Source organism: Chitinimonas naiadis (assembly GCF_054780835.1).
Genome location: NZ_BAAGVO010000001.1, coordinates 291,416 through 312,320, shown reverse-complemented (window position 1 = coordinate 312,320; position 20,905 = coordinate 291,416). Strand labels below are relative to the sequence as shown.

General features: G+C 61.8%; 22 protein-coding genes. 7 read left to right on the top strand and 15 right to left on the bottom strand.

Annotated elements, in window-relative coordinates; all coding sequences use genetic code 11:
* Positions 1–50: 50 nt before the first annotated feature.
* The 4 genes from glmM to rlmE form a co-directional block, all read right to left on the bottom strand.
* Entirely contained in the window at positions 51–1,400 is a 1,350-nt protein-coding gene (glmM, locus tag ACYVHK_RS01330) for a phosphoglucosamine mutase (RefSeq protein WP_460526797.1), read from the bottom strand.
* A gap of 45 nt (positions 1,401–1,445) precedes the next feature.
* Positions 1,446–2,288, bottom strand: coding sequence for a dihydropteroate synthase (gene folP / locus ACYVHK_RS01325; protein ID WP_460526795.1), 843 nt, complete (start codon positions 2,286–2,288; stop codon positions 1,446–1,448).
* A 59-nt stretch (positions 2,289–2,347) separates the two neighbouring features.
* The gene (gene ftsH / locus ACYVHK_RS01320; protein WP_460526793.1) at positions 2,348–4,261 is read right to left on the bottom strand and encodes an ATP-dependent metallopeptidase FtsH/Yme1/Tma family protein; all 1,914 of its coding nucleotides are present in this window, start codon (positions 4,259–4,261) and stop codon (positions 2,348–2,350) included.
* A gap of 95 nt (positions 4,262–4,356) precedes the next feature.
* Positions 4,357–4,977: an RlmE family RNA methyltransferase gene (gene rlmE, locus ACYVHK_RS01315; protein WP_460526791.1), complete on the bottom strand. Its 621-nt coding sequence runs from the start codon at positions 4,975–4,977 to the stop codon at positions 4,357–4,359.
* Between the two features lie 70 nt (positions 4,978–5,047).
* Between rlmE and yhbY the strand changes: the two genes are divergently transcribed.
* Entirely contained in the window at positions 5,048–5,482 is a 435-nt protein-coding gene (gene yhbY / locus ACYVHK_RS01310) for a YhbY family RNA-binding protein (protein ID WP_460526789.1), read from the top strand.
* Between the two features lie 44 nt (positions 5,483–5,526).
* On the opposite strand, the gene ACYVHK_RS01305 is transcribed toward yhbY, so the two are convergent.
* The 6 genes from ACYVHK_RS01305 to ACYVHK_RS01280 form a co-directional block, all read right to left on the bottom strand.
* Positions 5,527–6,558, bottom strand: a complete 1,032-nt coding sequence (locus ACYVHK_RS01305; RefSeq protein WP_460526787.1) for a TonB family protein — start codon at positions 6,556–6,558, stop codon at positions 5,527–5,529.
* A gap of 149 nt (positions 6,559–6,707) precedes the next feature.
* Positions 6,708–7,154 (bottom strand): DUF4149 domain-containing protein, encoded by a 447-nt coding sequence (locus ACYVHK_RS01300; protein ID WP_460526785.1) that lies wholly within the window; start codon positions 7,152–7,154, stop codon positions 6,708–6,710.
* Between the two features lie 19 nt (positions 7,155–7,173).
* Positions 7,174–7,650 (bottom strand): transcription elongation factor GreA, encoded by a 477-nt coding sequence (gene greA / locus ACYVHK_RS01295; RefSeq protein WP_460526783.1) that lies wholly within the window; start codon positions 7,648–7,650, stop codon positions 7,174–7,176.
* Positions 7,651–7,776: 126 nt separating this feature from the next.
* Entirely contained in the window at positions 7,777–10,989 is a 3,213-nt protein-coding gene (gene carB, locus ACYVHK_RS01290) for a carbamoyl phosphate synthase large subunit (protein ID WP_460526781.1), read from the bottom strand.
* A gap of 9 nt (positions 10,990–10,998) precedes the next feature.
* Entirely contained in the window at positions 10,999–12,135 is a 1,137-nt protein-coding gene (carA, locus tag ACYVHK_RS01285; protein ID WP_460526779.1) for a carbamoyl-phosphate synthase small subunit, read from the bottom strand.
* Between the two features lie 252 nt (positions 12,136–12,387).
* On the bottom strand, positions 12,388–12,870 hold the full coding sequence (locus ACYVHK_RS01280) for a glutathione peroxidase (protein ID WP_460526777.1): 483 nt from the start codon (positions 12,868–12,870) through the stop codon (positions 12,388–12,390).
* 79 nt (positions 12,871–12,949) lie between these two features.
* Here ACYVHK_RS01280 and ACYVHK_RS01275 point away from each other — a divergent pair, with 79 nt between their 5' ends.
* The gene (locus ACYVHK_RS01275; RefSeq protein WP_460526775.1) at positions 12,950–13,954 is read left to right on the top strand and encodes an FIST domain-containing protein; all 1,005 of its coding nucleotides are present in this window, start codon (positions 12,950–12,952) and stop codon (positions 13,952–13,954) included.
* A gap of 45 nt (positions 13,955–13,999) precedes the next feature.
* The gene (locus tag ACYVHK_RS01270) at positions 14,000–14,443 is read left to right on the top strand and encodes a DUF1841 family protein (RefSeq protein ID WP_460526773.1); all 444 of its coding nucleotides are present in this window, start codon (positions 14,000–14,002) and stop codon (positions 14,441–14,443) included.
* Between the two features lie 12 nt (positions 14,444–14,455).
* Here ACYVHK_RS01270 and ACYVHK_RS01265 read toward each other — a convergent pair whose 3' ends face one another.
* Positions 14,456–15,922: a M48 family metalloprotease gene (locus ACYVHK_RS01265; RefSeq protein ID WP_460526771.1), complete on the bottom strand. Its 1,467-nt coding sequence runs from the start codon at positions 15,920–15,922 to the stop codon at positions 14,456–14,458.
* A gap of 157 nt (positions 15,923–16,079) precedes the next feature.
* Between ACYVHK_RS01265 and ACYVHK_RS01260 the strand changes: the two genes are divergently transcribed.
* From ACYVHK_RS01260 to tsaD, 3 genes are read left to right on the top strand one after another with little or no spacing between them, the layout of a single operon-like run.
* The gene (locus tag ACYVHK_RS01260) at positions 16,080–16,508 is read left to right on the top strand and encodes a ribonuclease domain-containing protein (protein ID WP_460526769.1); all 429 of its coding nucleotides are present in this window, start codon (positions 16,080–16,082) and stop codon (positions 16,506–16,508) included.
* Positions 16,499–16,768 (top strand): barstar family protein, encoded by a 270-nt coding sequence (locus ACYVHK_RS01255; protein WP_460526767.1) that lies wholly within the window; start codon positions 16,499–16,501, stop codon positions 16,766–16,768. Before ACYVHK_RS01260 ends, ACYVHK_RS01255 begins: the two co-directional genes overlap by 10 nt.
* A gap of 21 nt (positions 16,769–16,789) precedes the next feature.
* Positions 16,790–17,806, top strand: coding sequence for a tRNA (adenosine(37)-N6)-threonylcarbamoyltransferase complex transferase subunit TsaD (gene tsaD, locus ACYVHK_RS01250; RefSeq protein WP_460526765.1), 1,017 nt, complete (start codon positions 16,790–16,792; stop codon positions 17,804–17,806).
* Positions 17,807–17,810: 4 nt separating this feature from the next.
* On the opposite strand, the gene ACYVHK_RS01245 is transcribed toward tsaD, so the two are convergent.
* From ACYVHK_RS01245 to ACYVHK_RS01230, 4 genes are all read right to left on the bottom strand, one after another.
* Positions 17,811–18,071 carry a hypothetical protein gene (locus ACYVHK_RS01245; protein WP_460526763.1) on the bottom strand — a complete coding sequence of 87 codons (261 nt, stop codon included), beginning with the start codon at positions 18,069–18,071 and terminating at the stop codon, positions 17,811–17,813.
* Positions 18,072–18,073: 2 nt separating this feature from the next.
* Positions 18,074–18,727: a fumarylacetoacetate hydrolase family protein gene (locus tag ACYVHK_RS01240; RefSeq protein ID WP_460526761.1), complete on the bottom strand. Its 654-nt coding sequence runs from the start codon at positions 18,725–18,727 to the stop codon at positions 18,074–18,076.
* A gap of 92 nt (positions 18,728–18,819) precedes the next feature.
* A complete protein-coding gene (locus ACYVHK_RS01235; protein ID WP_460526759.1) occupies positions 18,820–18,990 on the bottom strand; it encodes a hypothetical protein in 171 nt (56 codons plus the stop codon).
* Between the two features lie 122 nt (positions 18,991–19,112).
* On the bottom strand, positions 19,113–20,045 hold the full coding sequence (locus ACYVHK_RS01230; protein ID WP_460526757.1) for a CobD/CbiB family protein: 933 nt from the start codon (positions 20,043–20,045) through the stop codon (positions 19,113–19,115).
* Between the two features lie 207 nt (positions 20,046–20,252).
* Between ACYVHK_RS01230 and ACYVHK_RS01225 the strand changes: the two genes are divergently transcribed.
* Positions 20,253–20,843, top strand: a complete 591-nt coding sequence (locus ACYVHK_RS01225) for a superoxide dismutase (protein WP_460526755.1) — start codon at positions 20,253–20,255, stop codon at positions 20,841–20,843.
* The last annotated feature ends 62 nt before the right edge of the window (positions 20,844–20,905 follow it).

Here is a 20,905-nt window from a genome sequence, read left to right as displayed (position 1 = left end):
GGAATCCAAAAAAAAGCGACGCAATGCGTCGCTTTTTTCATTCGGTCACGTCAGGCGGCGGCCTGGGCGACTACTTCCGAGAGCTGATCCGCCCAACGCTCGGTCAGCGCCAGGTCGTCGGCCTCCACCATCACCCGCAGCACGGGCTCGGTTCCCGACGGACGCAATAGTACGCGCCCTCTGCCGGCCAGCTCGCATTCCGCTTCGACCAGTGCCGCTTGGATGGTCAGGCTGTCGCGGAAGTCAAAACCCTTCTGGATCTTCACGTTCTTGAGGATCTGCGGGTAGATATGCAGATCGCCACAGAAGTCGGCCAGGCTCTTGCCCGCCTGACGTACCGCAGCCAGCACCTGCAGCGCCGATACGATGCCATCGCCGGTACTGTGCTTGTCGAGGCACAGCAGGTGGCCGGAGTTCTCGCCACCGAGCAGCCAGCCGCGCTCCTTGAGCACCTCGAGCACATAGCGATCGCCCACCTTGGCGCGGGCAAACGGAATTTCCAGCCGCGCCAGGGCGTGTTCCAGGCCCAGGTTGGACATCAGGGTTCCGACCGCACCACCATTGAGCAAGCCATGCTCACGGCGGAACTTGGCGATCACGTACAACAGCTGATCGCCGTCGTAGAGCGCACCCTCGCTGTCCACCATGACCAGACGATCACCGTCACCATCCAGCGCAATGCCGAAATCCGCCTGCTCGGACAGCACGCGCTGGCGCATGGCTTCCGGCTTGGTCGCCCCGACGCCGTCGTTGATATTGGTACCGTTGGGCAGATTACCCATGGCGATCACGTCGGCACCCAGCTCATGGAAGACATGCGGTGCAATCTGGTAACCGGCGCCGTGTGCGCAGTCGACCACGATCTTTACGCCACGCAGATCCATCTCGTTCGGGAAGGTGCTCTTGCAGAACTCGATATAGCGCCCCGCGGCGTCGTTGACCCGCCAGGCCTTGCCCAGTTCGTCGGCCTCCACGCAGGTCATGGGCTTGTCGAGCTCAGCCTCGATCTCCAGCTCCACCGCATCGTCAAGCTTTAAACCGCCCTCGCCGAAGAACTTGATGCCATTGTCTTCGAACGGGTTGTGCGAGGCCGAAATCACGACCCCTGCCGACAGACGCAAGGCACGCGTCAGATAGGCGATGCCCGGCGTGGTCAGCGGTCCGGTCAGATGCACGTCCACGCCCGCAGCAGACAAACCGGCCTGCAGCGCGGATTCCAGCATATAGCCGGAAATACGCGTGTCCTTGCCGATCAGCACAGCCGCATTGGTACCATCGCCACGACGGGCAGACAGCACCTTGCCGGCGGCGTAACCGAGGCGCATGGTGAATTCAGGGGTGATCGGATGATCGCCAACCCGACCGCGCACGCCGTCGGTGCCAAAATACTTCCTGCTCATATTCTCTCTCCGTGTCCTGTCATTGCCACTCAAGTGGCGTATCCCTCAGGGTGCAGCCACAGCGTGACGCGGTGCCAGCACCTGCAGTACCTTGAGTGCATCTACCGTATCACGCACCGCATGGACGCGCACGATCGCCGCGCCAGATTGGACGGCCAGCAACGCTGCCGCCACGCTCGCAGCGTCCCGCTCCAGCGGCGGCCGGCCATCCAGCACCGCGCCCAGCATGGACTTGCGGGACACCCCAACCAGCAGCGGGCTACCCAGGGTACATTGCCGGTCCAGAGCCTGGAACAAGGCAAGGTTATGCGCCAGGGTCTTGCCAAAGCCAAAACCAGGATCGAGGACGATACGCTCACTGCCGATGCCGGCCGCCAGGGCCAGATCGCGGCGTTCGCACAGATAGGCGATCACCTCCGCCACCACATCCCCGTATTGCGGCTCCGCCTGCATGCTCTGTGGCTCACCCTGCTTGTGCATCAGGCATACCGCTGCCTGACTGTCTGCCAGCGCCGCCAGCGCCCCTGGCGCCTCCAGGGCGGCGATATCGTTGACCAGGTCCACCCCCGCAGCGATCGCGGCGCGCATCACGGCAGGCTTGCGGGTATCGACCGATAAGGGCACCTGCCAATCGCGCAAGGCGACAATGACCGGTACGACCCTGGCAATCTCTTCGTCCTCAGCGACCGTCGCCGCACCGGGACGGGTCGATTCACCGCCGATATCGAGAATGTCGGCACCGTCGTCGACCAGCCGCCGGGCATGGGCCAATGCCGCGTCCAGCCCCTGGTAGCGGCCACCGTCGGAGAAGGAATCCGGCGTGATATTGAGGATGCCCATGACCAGGGGACGGTCGAGGGCAAGGCGGAAACGGCCAGCGTGCAGCATGTGGGGTATCGCAAAAGGAAACGACAGCGAGAGGGCTCGCTGTCGTTATCAGGTGAGGATCAGAGTTCCTGCGCAGGCCGGGTGGTCGGCTCGGGCACCGTACCGCTAGGAGTATCCCCCGACGGCGGCGGCTTGACGCTGGCGGAAGGCTTGGGAGGGCGCGGTGGACGACCCTGCATGATGTCTTCCACCTGCTCGGCGTCCACGGTTTCCCATTCCATCAGCGCCGCAGTCATCGCTTCGACCTTGTCGCGGTTTTCTTCCAGCAGGCGCTGTGCCAGCGCGTATTGCTCATCGATGATGCGACGGATTTCCGAATCGACCTTCTGCATGGTCGCTTCCGACATGTTCTTGTGGGTGGTCACCGACCGGCCCAGGAACACTTCACCGTCGTTCTCGCCGTAGACCATCGGACCCAGCAGGTCCGACATGCCGTAGCGGGTCACCATATCGCGGGCAATGGAAGTCGCCCGTTCAAAGTCATTCGATGCACCGGTCGAGATGCGGCCGACAAACAGGTCTTCGGCAATCCGGCCACCAAACAGGATGGCGAGACGGCTCAGCATCTGATCCTTGTACAGCGAGATCGAATCGCGTTCCGGCAACTGCCAGGTCAGGCCCAGGGCCCGGCCGCGCGGCACGATGGTGACCTTGTGTACCGGATCAGTACCCGGCAGCAGCTTGGCAACCACGGCATGGCCCGACTCATGGTAGGCCGTCGCGCGGCGCTCGTCCTCGGTCATCACCATGGAACGGCGCTCAGGACCCATGAAGATCTTGTCCTTGGCCTGCTCGAAGTCATGCATGTCGACCAGGCGCTTGTTACCGCGGGCGGCGAACAAGGCTGCTTCGTTGACCAGGTTGGCCAGGTCGGCACCCGACATGCCCGGCGTACCACGCGCCAGCACGGCAGCGTCGACGTCGTTGGCAATCGGTACCTTGCGCATATGCACGCCGAGGATCTGCTCGCGGCCACGGATATCCGGCAGCGGCACGACGACCTGGCGGTCGAAACGACCTGGACGCAGCAAGGCCGGGTCGAGCACGTCAGGACGGTTGGTCGCTGCAATCACGATCACGCCGGAGTTGCCTTCGAAACCATCCATCTCGACCAGCATCTGGTTGAGGGTCTGCTCACGCTCATCGTTACCGCCACCCAGGCCAGCACCACGTTGCCGACCAACGGCGTCGATTTCATCGATAAAGATGATGCAAGGCGCGTTTTTCTTGGCGTTCTCGAACATGTCGCGAACACGCGCGGCACCGACACCGACGAACATTTCCACGAAATCCGAACCGGAGATCGAGAAGAACGGCACCTTGGCCTCGCCAGCAATGGCACGGGCCAGCAAGGTCTTACCGGTACCGGGCGAACCGACCATCAGCACGCCGCGCGGAATACGGCCGCCCAGCTTCTGGAACTTGCTCGGGTCGCGCAGGAATTCGACGATCTCGGTGACTTCTTCCTTGGATTCGTCGCAACCGGCCACATCGGCAAAGGTGACCGTATTGTTGTTCTCATCCAGCATGCGGGCGCGGCTCTTGCCGAAACTGAACGCACCACCCTTGCCACCACCCTGCATCTGCCGCATGAAGAAGATCCATACGCCGATCAACAGCAGCATGGGGAACCAGTTCAGGAACAGGCTCATCAGGAAGGATTGTTCTTCCAGCGGCTGGGCCGAGAAATCGACGTTGCGCTTGAGCAGCGTATCCACCAGCTTCTGGTCAGGCATGCCGACCGTGGTGAAGGTGGAATTGTCGGTCTTCTGGCCACGGATGGTGACGAAGGGGTAAGCGCGGCCATTCTCGATGACCACGGTCTTGACCCTGCCCTCGGTCACGTCCTGCATGAATGCAGAGTAACTGACCTGGCTCTTCTGTTCCTGGCGCTTGGAAAACTGGTTGAACACGGTCATCAGTACCAGACCGATGATCACCCAGATTGCGATGTTTTTGCCCAGATTGTTCACGGGACGCTCCTATTGCCGGCGGTTTGAGAACGGCCGCGCCGACTGCGGCCTTGAAAGCTACCTTAAATGGATTCTATCGGCTGGGGATGACATCGTCAGGGCTTTTTTCCCTTACCCAACAGGTAGATTTCCGTCGAACGGTCGCGGGAAGCGTCCGGTTTGCGTGTTACCACCGTCTGGAAGGTATCACGCATCTGCTGCATGTACTCGGTATAGCCCGAACCTTGAAAGGTCTTGACCAGAAAATGCCCGCCGGGTTTCAACCAGTCGCGACAAAAATCCAGCGCCAACTCACACAGGTAGAAGCTACGGGCCTGATCCGTCACGGCCATGCCACTCATATTGGGGGCAATATCGCAGATCGCAAGGTCCACCAGCCGCCCCTCCAGCATTTCGGTGAATTGTGCCAATACCTTGTCCTCGCGGAAGTCACCCTGAATGAATTCCACCCCAGGTATGGGGTCCATTTCCAGGATGTCCAGCGCGAACACCCGACCCTTGTCACCCATCTTGCGGCGCGCCACCTGTGACCAGCTACCAGGCGCGGCGCCCAGGTCCGCTACCCACAGGCCAGGCTTGAGCAGCTTGTCCTTTTCATCGATCTCCAGCAGCTTGTAGGCCGCACGGGCTCGATAGCCATCCTTCTGGGCCTGCTGCACATAATGGTCGTTGACGTGCTCCTGGAGCCACGCTTTGCTGGTTTTGCTTCGTGTCATGGACTAAAGACTTATCTACGCCTGCTATTCGATTGAGCTAGAATTCGTCGCTTTTTCGCGGAGTTACATGATGGAACTGACTAGAGACGAGCGCCTTTACCTGCGCGCCCAAGCCCACGGGCTGAACCCTGTCGTCATGATAGGCAACAACGGCCTGAGCGACTCGGTATTGCGCGAGATCGCCCTGAATCTCGATGCCCACGAACTGATCAAGGTCCGGGTGCAGGGTGATGATCGTGAGCAGCGTATCGGCTGGCTGGACGAAATCTGCGCCGCACTGGGTTGCGCAGCGGTCCAGCATATCGGCAAGCTGCTGGTCCTGTATCGTCCTACCCAGGACGGCAAGCCCAAGATCCAGCTTCCCAAGCCAGGCCAGAAACAGCCGACGCCCAAGGCAGCAGCCAGCGTGACCAAGAAGCCCGGCAAGGAAACGGTTGCCACCGGTCGAGCCGGCAAACCTGCCAACAGCAAGGGCAAGCCTGCACAAAAATACAAGGCGAAATAAAAAGACCGGCTTACGCCGGTCTTTTTACGTTGCTCGTCGCAGACTCAATTGTCCTTGAATTCCACTTCGGTATCCACCGTAAATCCGCTGGCGGCCTGCTGGAACTTCCACTTTGACAGCGCGGTGACCACCGCACGGTCAAAGACACGGCGAGGCTTCGCTTCAAGAATATCGACCTTCACCACCTGACCCGCTTCATTGACCGTCATGCGTGCCTTGACGCTACCGAACTCCACGCCGTTACGGCTTGCTTCGCGCGGGAACTCAGGCGATTCACGGTAGACCGGCTTGCGGTTGGGTGCTGGCGGTGCGACCGGTGCCGGCTTGGCCAGGATGGGTGCCGCGCTGGCGACCTGTACAGGCGGGGTTGCCGGCTCGGCCTTGGCAGGCGCAGGCTCGACCGCCAGTGTCGCAGGGGCGGTCGTCGGCGTTACCGGCGCAATGGCGACCGGTGCGGGCTTCGCTGCAACCGGTGCCGGTGCAGGCGTGGCCTGAGCAAGCTTGTTGTCAGCAGGTTTGGTCGCGACTGCCGGCTTGGTCTCGGCAGGCTTGGTTTCCACCGGCTTGGGTTCGGGCTTCTGCCCGGGCGAGAACCAGCGACCCGGATTGGGCATCACGCCGAAGATCTTCTCTTCCTTGGGCTCGACCACTTCTTCCACGCCGGTCTGGGCGTTGACCGCCACGGTCTGCTTGGCAGGCCGGGCATTTTCCGGTGTGTAGGCAAACGCCAGCAGGCCGCCCAGCACGGCAACGGCACCGCCGCCAACCAGCCAGACCGGCATGCGTTTCTTGCTGGTAGCCTGAAGTTGCGCGGCCGGTTGATGGACGCCAGCGACGAGGCCGGGCGCTTCCAGCAGACCGAGCTTCACCAGACGCTCGATATCGCGAAGGACTTGCTCGGTTTCGATGGCGTGGCTGCCTGCCAAACGATCAGCCATTGCGGCGATCGTTACCTGGCCGTCAACCCACTGCAGCAGCTTGCGCTGGTTGATACTGAGGCCCAGGGCCGGTGCGCCAAGCTCGCCGTCACCGGTCGGCGTACGGCGGCATACCACCGCCAGATTGGTATCGGACATATTTGCTTCTCCCCTGATTGCTCCGCCTTGGGTTTTTTGCGGATGCAGTGGGGAAGATTAGCGCCGACTGAAGTTCCCAGTCACAAAAAATTAGTATTTGTGCTATATGCGTCGCCTCGATACGACACATACTCGCCGGCGCAACGGTGCTACTTGACCTGGCCGCGGATCACGTAAATCAGGCCAAACACACTCTGTATCAAGTAGATCAGGCTGGAGATGGTCTGCCAGCTTTGGAAGCCACCGCCGAACATGCCTTCGGCAGCCGTATGCATCTGCGGCTTGACCTCGGAGAGCACCGGAAACACGGCAAAATGGTTGACCAGGGTCAGCGCCAGCATGCCCAGGATCAGCCAGAACTCCAGCGTCTGAAAGGCGCGCAGGCCCTCCACCCACAGCATGTGGATGACGACATAGATGCCGGCCACGATCCCGACCCAGGCCATAGCACGGAACAGGATCGCCACCATCTTGTACGCCAGGCCATTATCCAGCGCATGAAATAGCAGCGGCCCCACCAGGACACCAATAATCCACAAGCCACCGATCCAGAACACCGTCAGGATAGAGCGCAATGCATTTGGAAAGGTTTGCATCCAGGCCTCTTGGTAACGATCAGATGTACTTCACGTCCAGCACTTCGTACTCGCGGATGCCCCCCGGCGCCACCACCTCGGCCACATCGCCAGCCGACTTGCCGATCAAGGCACGGGCGATAGGGCTGGATACCGAGATCTTGCCGAGCTTGATGTTGGCCTCGTCGTCACCGACGATCTGGTAGGTCACCTTATCGCCAGAATCCAGGTCCTCGAGCTCGACGGTGGTGCCGAACACGATACGGCCTTCGGCATCGATCTCGGCCGGGTTGATCACCACGGCATTGGACAGCTTGCCTTCCAGGTCGGCGATACGGCCTTCGATGAAGCCCTGACGCTCCTTGGCTGCGTCGTACTCGGCGTTCTCCGACAGATCACCGTGCGAACGTGCTTCGGCAATGGCAGCGATGACGCTGGGACGCTCAACGCTCTTGAGGCGTTGCAACTCGGACTTCAGCATCTCTGCGCCGAGGGTGGTAAGAGGTACTTTGACCATGCTCAACTTCTCCGTACCGGCCACCTTTCTGGCCGGGTCTAAAAACAAACCCGATGGCAATGGACCATCGGGACAAAAACAGGGCCGCCGCGCAAGGCGCGGCGGCCGGACTCATGCAAACGGAACTCAGGCCTTCTGCAGACGCTTGTGCAGACCTTGTACCGAGTAAACCGTCCATTCCTTCATGTGCTTGATGCCATAGGCTGCAGCACGGCCACCTGCCACCGTGGTGTAGATGGGCACGCGACCCTTGAGGGCCTCGTAGCGGATCGAGTAGGAATCCTGAATCGAGGCACGCCGCTCGTCAACGGTGTTGATGATAAGCGCGATCTCACCATTCTTGATCATGTCGACGATATGCGGACGACCTTCCTTGACCTTGTTCACTTCGGTCACAGGAATACCGGCCTCGTGCAGCACCGCGGCGGTACCACGGGTAGCAACCACTTCCAGGCCGGCATCCGCCAGCATGCGGCCAACCTCGGCCAGCTGCGACTTGTCCCCGTCACGTACCGAGACAAAGACCTTGCCGGACGTAGGCAGACGCTCACCGGCACCCAGCTGCGATTTGACGTAGGCCTCGGCAAAGGTATCACCCACACCCATGACTTCGCCAGTGGACTTCATCTCGGGCCCGAGGATGCTATCCACACCCGGGAACTTGATAAAGGGGAAGACGGCTTCCTTGACCGAATAATACGGCGGAATCACCTCACCGACGATACCCTGCTGCGGCAAACTCTGACCCACCATGCAACGGGCCGCGATCTTGGCCAGCGGACGGCTGGTTGCCTTGGAGACGAAGGGCACGGTACGCGAAGCACGCGGGTTCACTTCCAGCACGAAGACTGTCTCGCCCTGGATCGCGAACTGCACGTTCATCAGGCCGACCACGTTCAGGCCCTTGGCCATGGCGACGGTCTGGCGGCGCAGTTCGTCCTGCAGCTCATCGGACAGCGAATAGGGCGGCAGCGAACAGGCCGAGTCGCCCGAGTGCACGCCGGCCTGCTCGATATGCTGCATGATGCCGCCGATGATGACATTCTCGCCGTCACTGATGGCATCGACATCGACTTCGATCGCATCGTTCAGGAACCGGTCGAGCAGCACCGGGCTGTCGTTCGATACCTTGACTGCCTCACGCATGTAGCGGGTCAGGTCGTCTTCGGAGTGCACGATCTGCATGGCACGGCCACCCAGCACGTAGGAGGGGCGCACCACCAGCGGGTAGCCGATCTCGGCTGCCAGCACCAGCGCATCCTTCTCGTTACGAGCGGTGGCATTGGGCGGCTGGCGCAAGGCTAGGTCCTGCAGCAGCTTCTGGAAGCGCTCACGGTCCTCGGCAGCGTCGATCATGTCCGGGCTGGTACCGACGATCGGCACGCCATTGGCTTCCAGCGCACGCGCCAGTTTCAGCGGCGTCTGGCCGCCATACTGCACGATCACACCGGCCGGCTTCTCGACATGGACGATCTCGAGCACGTCTTCCAGCGTCAGCGGCTCAAAATAGAGACGATCGGAAGTGTCGTAGTCGGTCGAGACGGTTTCCGGATTGCAGTTGACCATGATGGTTTCGTAACCATCATCGCGCAGCGCCAGGGCGGCGTGTACGCAGCAATAGTCAAACTCGATACCCTGGCCGATACGGTTAGGACCGCCGCCCAGGATCATGATCTTCTTCTTGTCGGTCGGTGCGGCCTCGCACTCTTCCTCATAGGTCGAGTACATATAGGCGGTGTTGCTGGCGAACTCGGCCGCACAGGTGTCCACACGCTTGTAGACCGGACGCACCCCAAAACCCTGGCGACGGCTACGCACGGCAGCCGCTTCGGCCCCGATCAGCGTACCGATACGACGATCCGAGAAACCCTTGCGCTTCAGGCGACGCAGCTCGGCAGCATCGAGGCTATCGAGGGTGCGGCTCTGCAGCTCTTTCTCATCAAGGATGATGTCCTCGATCTGCGCCAGGAACCAGGGGTCGATCTTGGTATGGCTGAACACTTCATCCAGCGACATGCCGACACGGAAGGCATCGGCCACGTACAGGATGCGTTCCGGACCAGGAGCGCCAAGCTCGGCTGCCAGCACATCCATGTCGGTGGTGCGTTCGTCAAAACCGGCCAGACCGGTTTCGAGGCCGCGCAGCGCCTTCTGCATGGATTCCTGCAAGGTACGACCGATGGCCATGACTTCGCCGACCGACTTCATCTGCGTGGTCAGGCGGCTGTTAGCCTGCGGGAACTTCTCGAAGGCAAAGCGCGGGATCTTGGTGACCACGTAGTCGATGGACGGCTCGAACGAGGCCGGGGTCAGGCCGCCGGTGATGTCGTTCTTCAGTTCGTCCAGGGTGTAACCCACGGCCAGCTTGGCCGCGACCTTGGCGATCGGGAAGCCGGTAGCCTTGGAGGCCAAGGCCGAGGAACGCGATACGCGCGGGTTCATCTCGATGACGATCAGGCGGCCATCCTTGGGATTGACCGAGAACTGCACGTTCGAGCCACCGGTATCGACACCGATCTCACGCAGCACCGCCAGCGAGGCGTTGCGCATGATCTGGTATTCCTTGTCTGTCAGCGTCTGCGCCGGTGCGACGGTGATCGAGTCGCCGGTGTGCACGCCCATCGGATCGAAGTTTTCGATCGAACAGACGATGATGCAGTTGTCGTTGCGATCGCGCACGACTTCCATTTCATACTCTTTCCAGCCCAGCAGCGATTCTTCGATCAGCAGCTCATGGGTTGGCGAGAGATCAAGACCGCGGGTGCAGATCTCAACAAATTCTTCAATGTTGTAGGCGATGCCGCCGCCGGTGCCGCCCATGGTGAAGCTGGGGCGGATGATGGCGGGGAAGCCCAGTCGCGACTGGACGGCCAACGCCTCTTCCAGCGTATGGGCGATACCGGAGCGGGCCGAGCCCAGGCCGATCTTGTCCATGGCCAGCTTGAACTTCTGACGATCTTCGGCCTTGTCGATGGCCTCGGGCGTCGCGCCGATCAGCTCGACGTTGAACTTCTCCAGCACGCCATGGCGCCACAGGTCCAGCGCGCAGTTCAGCGCGGTCTGGCCGCCCATGGTGGGCAGCACCACGTCGGGACGTTCTTTTTCAATGATCTTGGCGACGACTTCCCAGGTAATGGGTTCGATGTAGGTCACATCGGCCATTTCCGGGTCGGTCATGATGGTGGCCGGGTTCGAGTTGACCAGGATGACCTTGTAGCCTTCCTCGCGCAGCGCCTTGCAGGCCTGGGCACCGGAATAGTCGAACTCACAGGCCTGGCCGATGATGATCGGGCCGGCGCCGATGATGAGGATGGATTGTATGTCTGTGCGCTTGGGCATGGCGTGTCCTTATTGCTTGTGTTGCGCCATGGCGGCGGTAAAGCGGTCGAACAGATAGGCCACATCGTGCGGGCCCGGGCTGGCTTCTGGGTGACCCTGGAAGCTGAAGGCGGGACGGTCCGTCAGGGCGATGCCCTGCACCGTGCCGTCGAACAGCGAGCGATGGGTAACCCGAACATTGGCCGGCAGGCTGGTTTCGTCTGCCTGGAAGCCGTGGTTCTGGCTGGTGATCAGCACGCGGCGATCATCCAGATCCTGCACCGGGTGGTTCGCGCCGTGGTGGCCAAACTTCATCTTGCTGGTCTTGCCGCCGGCGGCGAGCGCCAGCAACTGGTGACCCAGGCAGATGCCGAATACCGGCAGCTTCTTGTCAAGGAAGGTCTTGATCGCAGCGATCGCGTAATCGCAGGGCTCGGGATCGCCAGGGCCGTTGCTCAGGAACACCCCGTCCGGGTTCAGCTTGAGCACATCCTCGGCCGACGTCTGGGCCGGCACTACGGTCAGCTTGCAGCCGCGCTCGGCCAGCATGCGCAAGATGTTGTGCTTGACGCCAAAGTCGTAGGCCACCACATGGAAACGGCTATCCATCTGGGTAGCGTAGCCCATGCCCAACTGCCATTCGCGGGTCGTCCAGGCGTAAGGCTGAGTGCAGCTCACCACCTTGGCCAGGTCCTGGCCCGCCATGCTGCCAAAACCGCGCGCCAGCTCGACTGCCTTGTCGGCATCGATCTCGCCGGCCATGATGCAGCCGGACTGGGCACCCTTCTCACGCAGGATACGGGTCAGCTTGCGGGTATCGATGTCGGCAATGGCGACGGTCTTGTTGCGAACCAGGTAGGCATCCAGCGTCTCTTCCTGGCGGTAGTTGGATGAGCGCAGCGGCAGATCACGAATGATCAGGCCGGCGGCAAACACACCGTTCGACTCGCAATCCTCTTTGTTCACGCCGACATTACCGATATGCGGGTAGGTCAGGGTGACGATCTGGCGACAGTAGGAAGGATCGGTAAGGATTTCCTGGTAGCCGGTCAGGGCGGTATTGAAGACGACTTCACCAACCGTATGGCCGTTGGCGCCGATACTGCTGCCATAGAACAGCGTGCCATCGGCAAGGGCGAGCAGGGCTTTGGGACGTTGTTGGGACACCAGCGACTCCTAGATTGCGTATCAGTCCGGGCAGGCGCGCCCTACCCTAGACGTAAGAAAACGGGATAGGCGCGCCTATCCCGTTCCCTCTGATAATTCAGTGATTTTCGGGCTGAATTGTAGCCGAAACCGCCCTGCCGGGCAATGACGACCGGCCGGATATAACGCTGCGGCAATCCCCTACGCGCCATGTACGGTTGCAGAAGGGTGCTGGTGTCACCGTCGCCACAGCGTATGCCCCCCTCGTGGCGACTACAGCAATGATTCGATCTGGCTGGTCAGTTCTTCCGGCTTGGTCGTCGGCGCGAAGCGATCCACCACCTTGCCATCCCGGTCCACCAGGAACTTGGTGAAGTTCCACTTGATCGCCTCGGTCCCCAGCAAACCCTTGGCCGAGGATTTCAGGTAACGGTACAGCGGGTGCGCGCCATCACCATTCACCTCGATCTTTTCGAACATCGAGAAGCTGACGCCAAAATTCTTCTCGCAGAAGGCACCAATCTGGTCGGCCGCGCCCGGCTCCTGTCCACCAAACTGGTTGCAAGGAAAGCCCAACACGGCGAAACCCTTGTCCGCATACTGCGCATAGAGTTTCTCCAGCCCGGCGTACTGGGGGGTAAAGCCGCATTCGCTGGCGGTATTGACGATCAACAGCACCTTGCCGCGGTAGGCATCGAGGTTTTCCGGTGCGCCATCGAGTCGATTGGCGCTGAAGTCATAGATAGCTGCCGACATGGTGTGTCCTTGGAGTGAGATCAATCACGCCATGATAGCCCGCTGCGCGAACCATGGCGTCATGACTGATAATGCAGGCATGTCGATTCAATATGCTTCCGGCCTTGCCCATGCGGCCCGTGCCACGCCACGCCTGGCGGCCGACGCCGTGGAACAGGCCCTCTCGCGCCTGGGCCAACCTCGCGCCACCACCGTCCTGCTATTTCTCTCTGCCGATTTTGCCCAGGATCCCCGCCCTGCCCTGGTCGCCGCCGCCCGCGCCGCCCAGACCCTGGCCGTCACCGGCTGCACCGCCTTGGGCGTAATGAACGAGGATGACTGGCTGGTCGACGCCCCCGCCGCCAGCGCACTGGTCTGGAACGAGCCGCTGGATGCCAGCGCCTCGACCTATCTGAGCCTCGCCGCACCCAACAACCTCGACGTAGCCTGGCTGGAGACCGCTACCCCGCGCTACGGCGGCATCTCGGGCGACGCCACCGGGCTCGGTCCCTACAAGGTCTGGCGACAAGGCCAGGTATCAGCCGATGGCCGCTGCGATATGCCGCTGGCGGTCCGCGAACTAGGCCTGTCGCGCGGCGTGGAAGTCATCAGTCCGGCTTATCACATCACCGACATAGCGGGCTTCGACCTCAAGACCCTGGATGGCCGAATGGCCAGCGCCACGCTGCGACGCAGCCTGGAGAGCGTGCCGGTATTGCATGAACTTGCCCTGGCGACGCTGGACGAGAATGACCAATTGCTCGATTGCTGGCCATTGGTGTCGCTGAACCCGGACTTCGGCGTCACCGTTGCCGCCCAGCTGTTTCCCGGCCAGCGCGTAGCCTGGGTGCGCCGATCCGCCCATGCGGCGCTGACCGAGATGCAGGCGCTGACACAAGGCCCGGCACCCGGCGCCGCCTTGATGTTCTCCTGCGCCGCGCGTGGTGCGGCCTTGCACGGTGGACTGGACCGCGAATGGCAGACAGTGGTGCGCAACTGGCCCGGCACGCCACTGGCCGGCTTCTATGGCAATGGCCAGATCAGTCATCTGGCAGGGGGCAATCGCCTGCTGCATCAGAGCATAGTGCTGGCGGCCCTGGCCTAGAGAGAGGAAAATAGGCCTTTCGCTTCCCGCCCCTGGTCAGTTCTCATGTTCAACCCCTCCCGCGATCAAGCCCGTCGCTTCCTGTTCGATACCTGGTCCAAGCAAAAGCAGGCCGCTCCGCTGACGGATCTGGAAAAGATCGCGATGGCAGTACTCGTCCGCCACCCGGAATACCATCGCATCGTCGATGCGCCGGATCGCTATCTGGAGCAGGACTACCTGCCGGAATTCGGTGAGACCAACCCCTTCCTGCACATGAACATGCACCTCGCCATCGAGGAGCAGCTGTCGATCAACCAGCCGCACGGCGTGCGGGAACTGTATCAGAGCCTGTGCGAGCATACCGGCGACGAACACACCGCCCAGCACGAGATGATGGACTGCCTGGCCGAGATGATCTGGCAGGCCCAGCGCAGCGGCACCGGGCCCGATGGCAATCTCTACCTCGCCTGTATGCGCCGCAAGGCAGGCAAGCCTGAAGCCGGCTGAACCGTTTAAGCGCTAACGCGCGTCCTCGCCACGATCCTTGATGGGCTTGCCGTTCTTGTCCAGCGGGATCTTGGCGCGCAGCTCGCGTATGCGCGCCTCGATAGCCGACATCTGGTAGAAATCCCCGCCACTGCGGCGCGCCACATTGAGTTGCTCGATGGCAGCCGTGGGTTCATCGATCAACGCATAGAACTCCGCCATCGCCCGGTGGGCCATGCCGGGCTGGTTGAGCTTTTCATAGCCTTCCGCCATGCGCTTGTGCAGCTCCGGGTCGCTACCCCGCTCACCCAATGCCTGTTCGGTCAGCGCCACGGCCTCCTTGGCCTTGCCCTGGCGCAGCAGGATATCGATCTGCCCATAGCCCAGTGCGGGCGCACTGGGATAGCGGGCTTGCGCAGCGGCAAATATCTCACTGGCTTCCGCATACTTGGCTTGTTTCAGGCGTACGGTACCCGCCAGCGACTCAAGCATGGGATGCCCCGCCGGCAGGGCCTTGCGGGCCAGCTCGACCCGCTGCCAGGCCTCGTCGTATTTGCCCGCCTGACTGTAGGCAAAAGCGTAGCCATATTGCTGGGCCGCCTCGTTGGCATATTTCTTCTGCTCGGTCGTACCCCGGTAGTACTCCATGGCATTGCGGCTACCCAGCTGCAAGGTACGGGCCTTCTCCCGCACCATCAGATAGTCCATGCTGTCCGCCCACTGCTTGTAAGGCTGCTGGGCGGCGCGTGCCTCGCTGTCGCTGATCCGCTCACCGGTCACCGGGTGCGTGCGCAGAAAGGCAAAGGCGCCGTTGTCCACATTTCGATAGTACTTCTGCATCCGGTCAAAGAAGGTCGGCATGGCCCGGATATCGAAGCCGGCGTTCTGCAAGGTCTGCATGCCGACCCGATCCGCCTCGCGTTCGAAATCACGGGAAAAATCCAGGTAGCGCTGCGCCTGGTAGCCCTCGCTCGCCGCGATGGCGGCCATCGGCGCATCGCCCGAGCTGCGCGAGGCCGCGAGGATAGCCAGCGCCAGCGCACCCAGCGACATCAGACCGGAGCCCTTTTGCGATTCCAGCATGCGGGCATAGTGATGCTGGGTTACGTGGGCGATTTCATGCGCCATGACCGCCGCCAGCTCGGACTCATGCTGAGACAGCACGATCAGGCCGCCGTTGATGCCGATCAGGCCACCCGGCACCGCCCAGGCGTTGATTGCGCCGTCATCGATCGGAAAGAAGCGGAAATTGACCCGGTTGTCGTTACTGGCCGCCACCAGCTTGTAACCCAGGCGCTGCAGGTAGTCGCTGACCTCCACATCATTCATGACCGCACCCGAACGCCGCAACTCCCGCGTGGTCATGTCGGCAATGCGCTTTTCCTCATGCGGCGGCAGATTGCCCAGGGCGGAGTCTCCCAGGTCAGGCAGGTCATTGGCAGTGACGAGCAAGGAGAGACTGGCGAACAGCGTGGCAAGATAGGCAGGGCGGATATCCATGCCGACTATGATAAGCAGGCTTGCCTTCCGGTTCCATGCCTCGCGTTGACGTGCCAGCCATTTTTGTTTGCTTTCACGGACTTAGCCCAAGCAGCCGGCTTTGACCTCGCCTACCTCAAGGTCGATAATTCGCCTCTTTGCAAACCACGGCCCTACAATGCGCATCCTGTTGCTGTTCTTACTGAGCCTGCCCGGTCTTGCTGCGGGGCTGGATGATTGCAAGATCGTGGCCCAAAAGCTGAACCAGATCCTGCCCGTCAAACTGGACAGCCAGCGCTTGGCCAGCACTTTGAGCCAGCTCAACCGGGACGGACGGCTACCGGACGACTACCTCGATAAACGCGCCGCGCGTGCTGCAGGCTGGCAACCCGGCAAACCCCTGCCGGTCGGCAAAAGCATTGGTGGCGACCCGTTCCGTAATTTCGAGGGACGCCTGCCCCAGGGCAACTGGCGCGAAGCCGATCTCGACTATCGCGGCGGCAAGCGCAACGCCAAGCGATTGATCTTTGAACCCCGACAAGCTGGTCGTCGCTATGTAACGGTCGACCACTACCAGCAATTTACCGAGATACCTGCATGCCGCTGATCCGCATCGAATTTGTGAACGTTTCCCAGGTTGAAGATTTCTACGAACAGCTGGAAGGCCAGCTGGAGCTCGACTACGAAATGGGCCACACCCTGGACGCCGTCTACGACGTGCTGTCCAACGATGTCGAAGGCACCGTGGAAATCGTCTGGCATGACGCCGGCTTCTCCCGCGTTGCCCTCGGCGACTGGTTCCTGCGCATCATGGATGTGCTCAATATCATCTCCACCGAGCGCGACCTGACCGTCACGCTGGACTGACCTCACCCGAATCTCCCCACCATGCTCGTACTTGGCCTTGAATCTTCCTGCGATGAAACCGGCGTCGCGCTCTACGACACCGAACAAGGGCTGCTGGCCCATCACATCCATACGCAGATGGCCATGCATGCCGAGTATGGCGGGGTCGTGCCGGAACTCGCCTCACGCGACCATATCCGCCGGGTACTCCCCCTGACCGAGGCCTGCCTGCAGGACGCAGGCAAAGTACTGCAGGACCTGGACGCCATCGCCTATACCGAAGGCCCAGGCCTTGCCGGCGCCCTCCTGACCGCGGCGGCGGTCGCCAATGGCCTGGGCGTGGCATTGGGCAAGCCGGTCATCGGCGTGCATCACCTGGAAGGCCATCTGCTCTCGCCCTTGCTGGCGCAACCCGCGCCGAGCTTTCCCTTCGTTGCACTGCTGGTGTCCGGCGGCCACACCCAACTGATGGCAGTACACGGCGTGGGTGACTACCAACTGCTGGGAGAGACGTTGGACGACGCCGCAGGCGAGGCATTCGATAAAACTGCCAAATTACTGGGTCTGGGCTATCCGGGCGGCCCGGCCCTGTCGAAGCTGGCCGATACCGGTGACGCGACGCGCTTTACCCTGCCGCGTCCCATGCTGCATTCGGGTGATCTGGATTTCAGTTTTGCCGGGCTCAAGACCGCCGTCCTGACCCTGGTCAAGAAGCAGGGCGAGATCGACGATACGACGCGGGCCGACATCTGCGCGGCATTCCAGGCAGCCTTTGTCGAGCTGATGACGGCCAAGTGCTGGCAGGCGCTCAAGCAGACCGGGCTCAAGCAATTGGTGGTGGCCGGCGGCGTTGGTGCCAACCGGCAGTTGCGCGCCGGGCTTGATGCGATGGCCGCCAAGCGCAAGCTCAAGGTCTTCTATCCGCCACTGGAACTGTGCACCGATAACGGCGCCATGATTGCCTACGCAGGCGCCCAGCGCCTGCAGCATGGCCGCATCGCCGGTCCGTTCGCGGTCAAGCCGCGCTGGGACCTGGCCAGCCTGCCCAAGGCCGGCTGACTCCCTATCGCCAGCGCCCCATCTGACCGCGCAGCCAGCGCCAGAGCAAGGGCACCTGGGCCGAGAGGAACAATGTAAAGCCGGTCTCCAGGCCGTTGGTGCCGCCATCCCCGAGCCAGCCCAGGTAGTAGCCCCAGAACAGCAGTATGCCCATGATGGCCACATGCTTGCACCAGCGAGGCACCGGCTCCGGTGGCGACGCATGCCGCACTGGCAGCTCATCCTGCCAATCTCCCCGTGCCCGGATGCGGCGCTTGTCCGACATGCTCAGGCGACCTCGAACTTCGCCTCGATCAGGCCACCCAGCTTCAGTGCCAGCCTGTCGCCCGACTGCAGGGCTGCCACGCCGGCCGGGGTCCCGGTATAGATCAGGTCACCCGCCTGCAGCGTGAAACGACTGGACAGGTAGCCGATGATGAACGGAATGTCGTAGATCATCAGCTTGCAGTCACCCGTCTGCCGGCGGACCTCGTTCACATCCAGACTGAACTGCGCCTCACCCGGCACCGGCAGCGCACTGGCCGGCACGAAGCGGGAAATGCAGGCGGACCCATCGAAACCCTTGGCCAGCGTCCACGGCAAGCCTTTTTGCTTGGCTACGGTCTGCAGATCACGGGCGGTCAGGTCCAGGCCCAGCGCATAGCCGGCGACATGCTGCAAGGCATGGGCGGGTTCGATGTCCTTGCCACCCTGGCCGATCAGCAGCACCAATTCGGCTTCATGATGCACGTCCTGCGAGAAAACGGGCAGCCGCAAGGGCTGTCCTTCTTCCAGCAGCGCCGAGGTAGGCTTGAGAAAAACCACCGGCTCAGGCTCGACCTGATTGCCCAGTTCGGCAGCGTGGGCAGCGTAGTTACGGCCTATGCAGTAGATATTGGCTACGGCCTGGGCGCGGCCATCCTGGAAATGAACTTGCGGCATGCGGATCTCCTTCGATCCCCTATCTTAACAAAGCGCCAAACGAAAAAGGACGACCATACGGTCGTCCTTTCGGGGCATGCAGAAGCGTCGGATTACGACTTCTTCTCTTCAGCCTTTACAGCCTTGACGGCCTTGTGATGCTTCTTGACCTTCTTTTCGGTCTTCTGAGCGGCCGGCTTGTCAGCCGGAGCATCGGCAGCAACTGCGCCGAAGGAAACGAAAGCGAAGGCGGAAGCGATCAGTGCGGCGAGCAGCTTGTTCATGGTGAACTCCATTCAGGTGAAAGGTCGTTGGTTCCAGGTGCCTCATATCCATCAGCACCGGCAACGGTTCACACATTAGGCAGCGGAGCTTAAGTGAATCTTAAAGCTGCGCACCCTGCCCCTCAGCCTGCAAAACGGCCAAAATGGCTGGCCAGCGTGATCATCAATATCAGCACCAGCCAGAACAGCAAGGTACGCCAGACCAATCCCACCGCACTGGCCAGCATATTGGCATCCGCCTCCTCGCCCACGCCAAGTTCAGGCCGAAAACGCACGGTATGTTCCTGATGCAGCGGCATGCCAAGGCGCACGCCGATAGCGCCAGCCCCGGCCGCGAGCAGGATGCCGTAGGCTTCGCTGCTCCAGCGCTCGGCCTGCTGGCGCCAGCAGAGTGCTGCATCTTCAAAGTCACCCACGATGGCAAAGCTCACCGCCGTGGCGCGGATAGGCAGCCAGTCGATCACATCGGCGGCCTTGGCCGCAAAACCACCGAACAGTTCGCCACGACGCCGATCACGTGCGCCCCACTTGAGCTGCAGGATGGTGGCCGCCCGATAGGCAACCGCTCCGGCCGGCCCCAGCAGGATGAACCAGAACATCGGGCCGAAGACATGGCGATAGACATCAATCAGGCCCTGCTCAATGGCGACCCGGGCCACCTCGGTCTCATGCAACTCGCTGGCGGGTTCGCGGGTCCAACTCCCCAGCAGGCTGCGCGCGGTGAAGATGTCGTCGCCCTTGAGCGCATCCGCCACCCCGGTGAAGGCCGAGCTGAACTGACGAAAACCCATGGTGACGTAGAGCACGGCCAGCCCGAACAGCCAGGGCGCAATCCAGTGCACCATGAACAGCGCGCCCCAGATGATCGACACGATGGCAGTCGGCGTTGCGACTGCGATGACCCAGGCCACGACGCCGTTCTGGTACTCCCCGGCGTTGAAGTTGCGTTCTACCGCATCCACGAAGCCGCGATAGGCACCGTAAAAGAGGTTGCTGCGGCCGATGGGGCGGAATTGTTCGAGCAGCAGGGCGAAGACGAGAGCGAGCCAGGTCATGATCGAAGTGTCAGCGGATTAATCGCGGCATGATAGCGCAAAGCCTGTCGGACCGCCCCGCCGGGGGCGCGGTCTATATATCATCGGGGAATAGCGTAGCGTTTTAGTCAACCATTGGCGCGATGCACCGCCCGCGCTATGATGGCCCACCCCGATCCAAGCGCCGGCCCTCTCGGGACCGGCCGTTAACCGTCCTGGAGAATAGCTATGGAACACAAGCTTCCCGAACTGCCCTATGCACTCGACGCCCTTGCACCGCACATGTCCAAGGAAACGCTGGAATATCACTACGGCAAGCACCATCAGACCTATATCACCAACCTGAACAACCTGATCAAGGGCACCGAGCACGAGAACGCCACGCTCGAAGAGATCATCAAGAAGGCACCGGCCGGCGGCCTGTTCAACAACTCCGCCCAGGTCTGGAACCATACCTTCTTCTGGCTGGGCTTCAAGCCCAACCCGAACAGCGAAGCGCGTGGCCCGTCCGGCAAGCTGCTGGATGCGATCAATGCCAAGTGGGGTTCGATCGACGAATTCAAGAAGGCCTTCAATACCGCCGCAGCCGGCAACTTCGGCTCGGGCTGGACCTGGCTGGTGAAGAAGGCCGACGGCGGCCTCGACATCGTCAACACCTCGGCCGCCGGCACCCCGCTGACCACGGCCGACACCGCGCTGCTGACCGCCGATGTCTGGGAACACGCCTACTACATCGACTACCGCAACAGCCGCCCCAACTACCTGGAAGGCTTCTGGAAGCTGGTTGACTGGGACGTGGTGGCACAGCGCCTGGCCTGATCCGCCTGCGGCAGGTCTCGTACCTGCCAGCAACAAAAAGCCCCCGCTCCTTGACGGGGGCT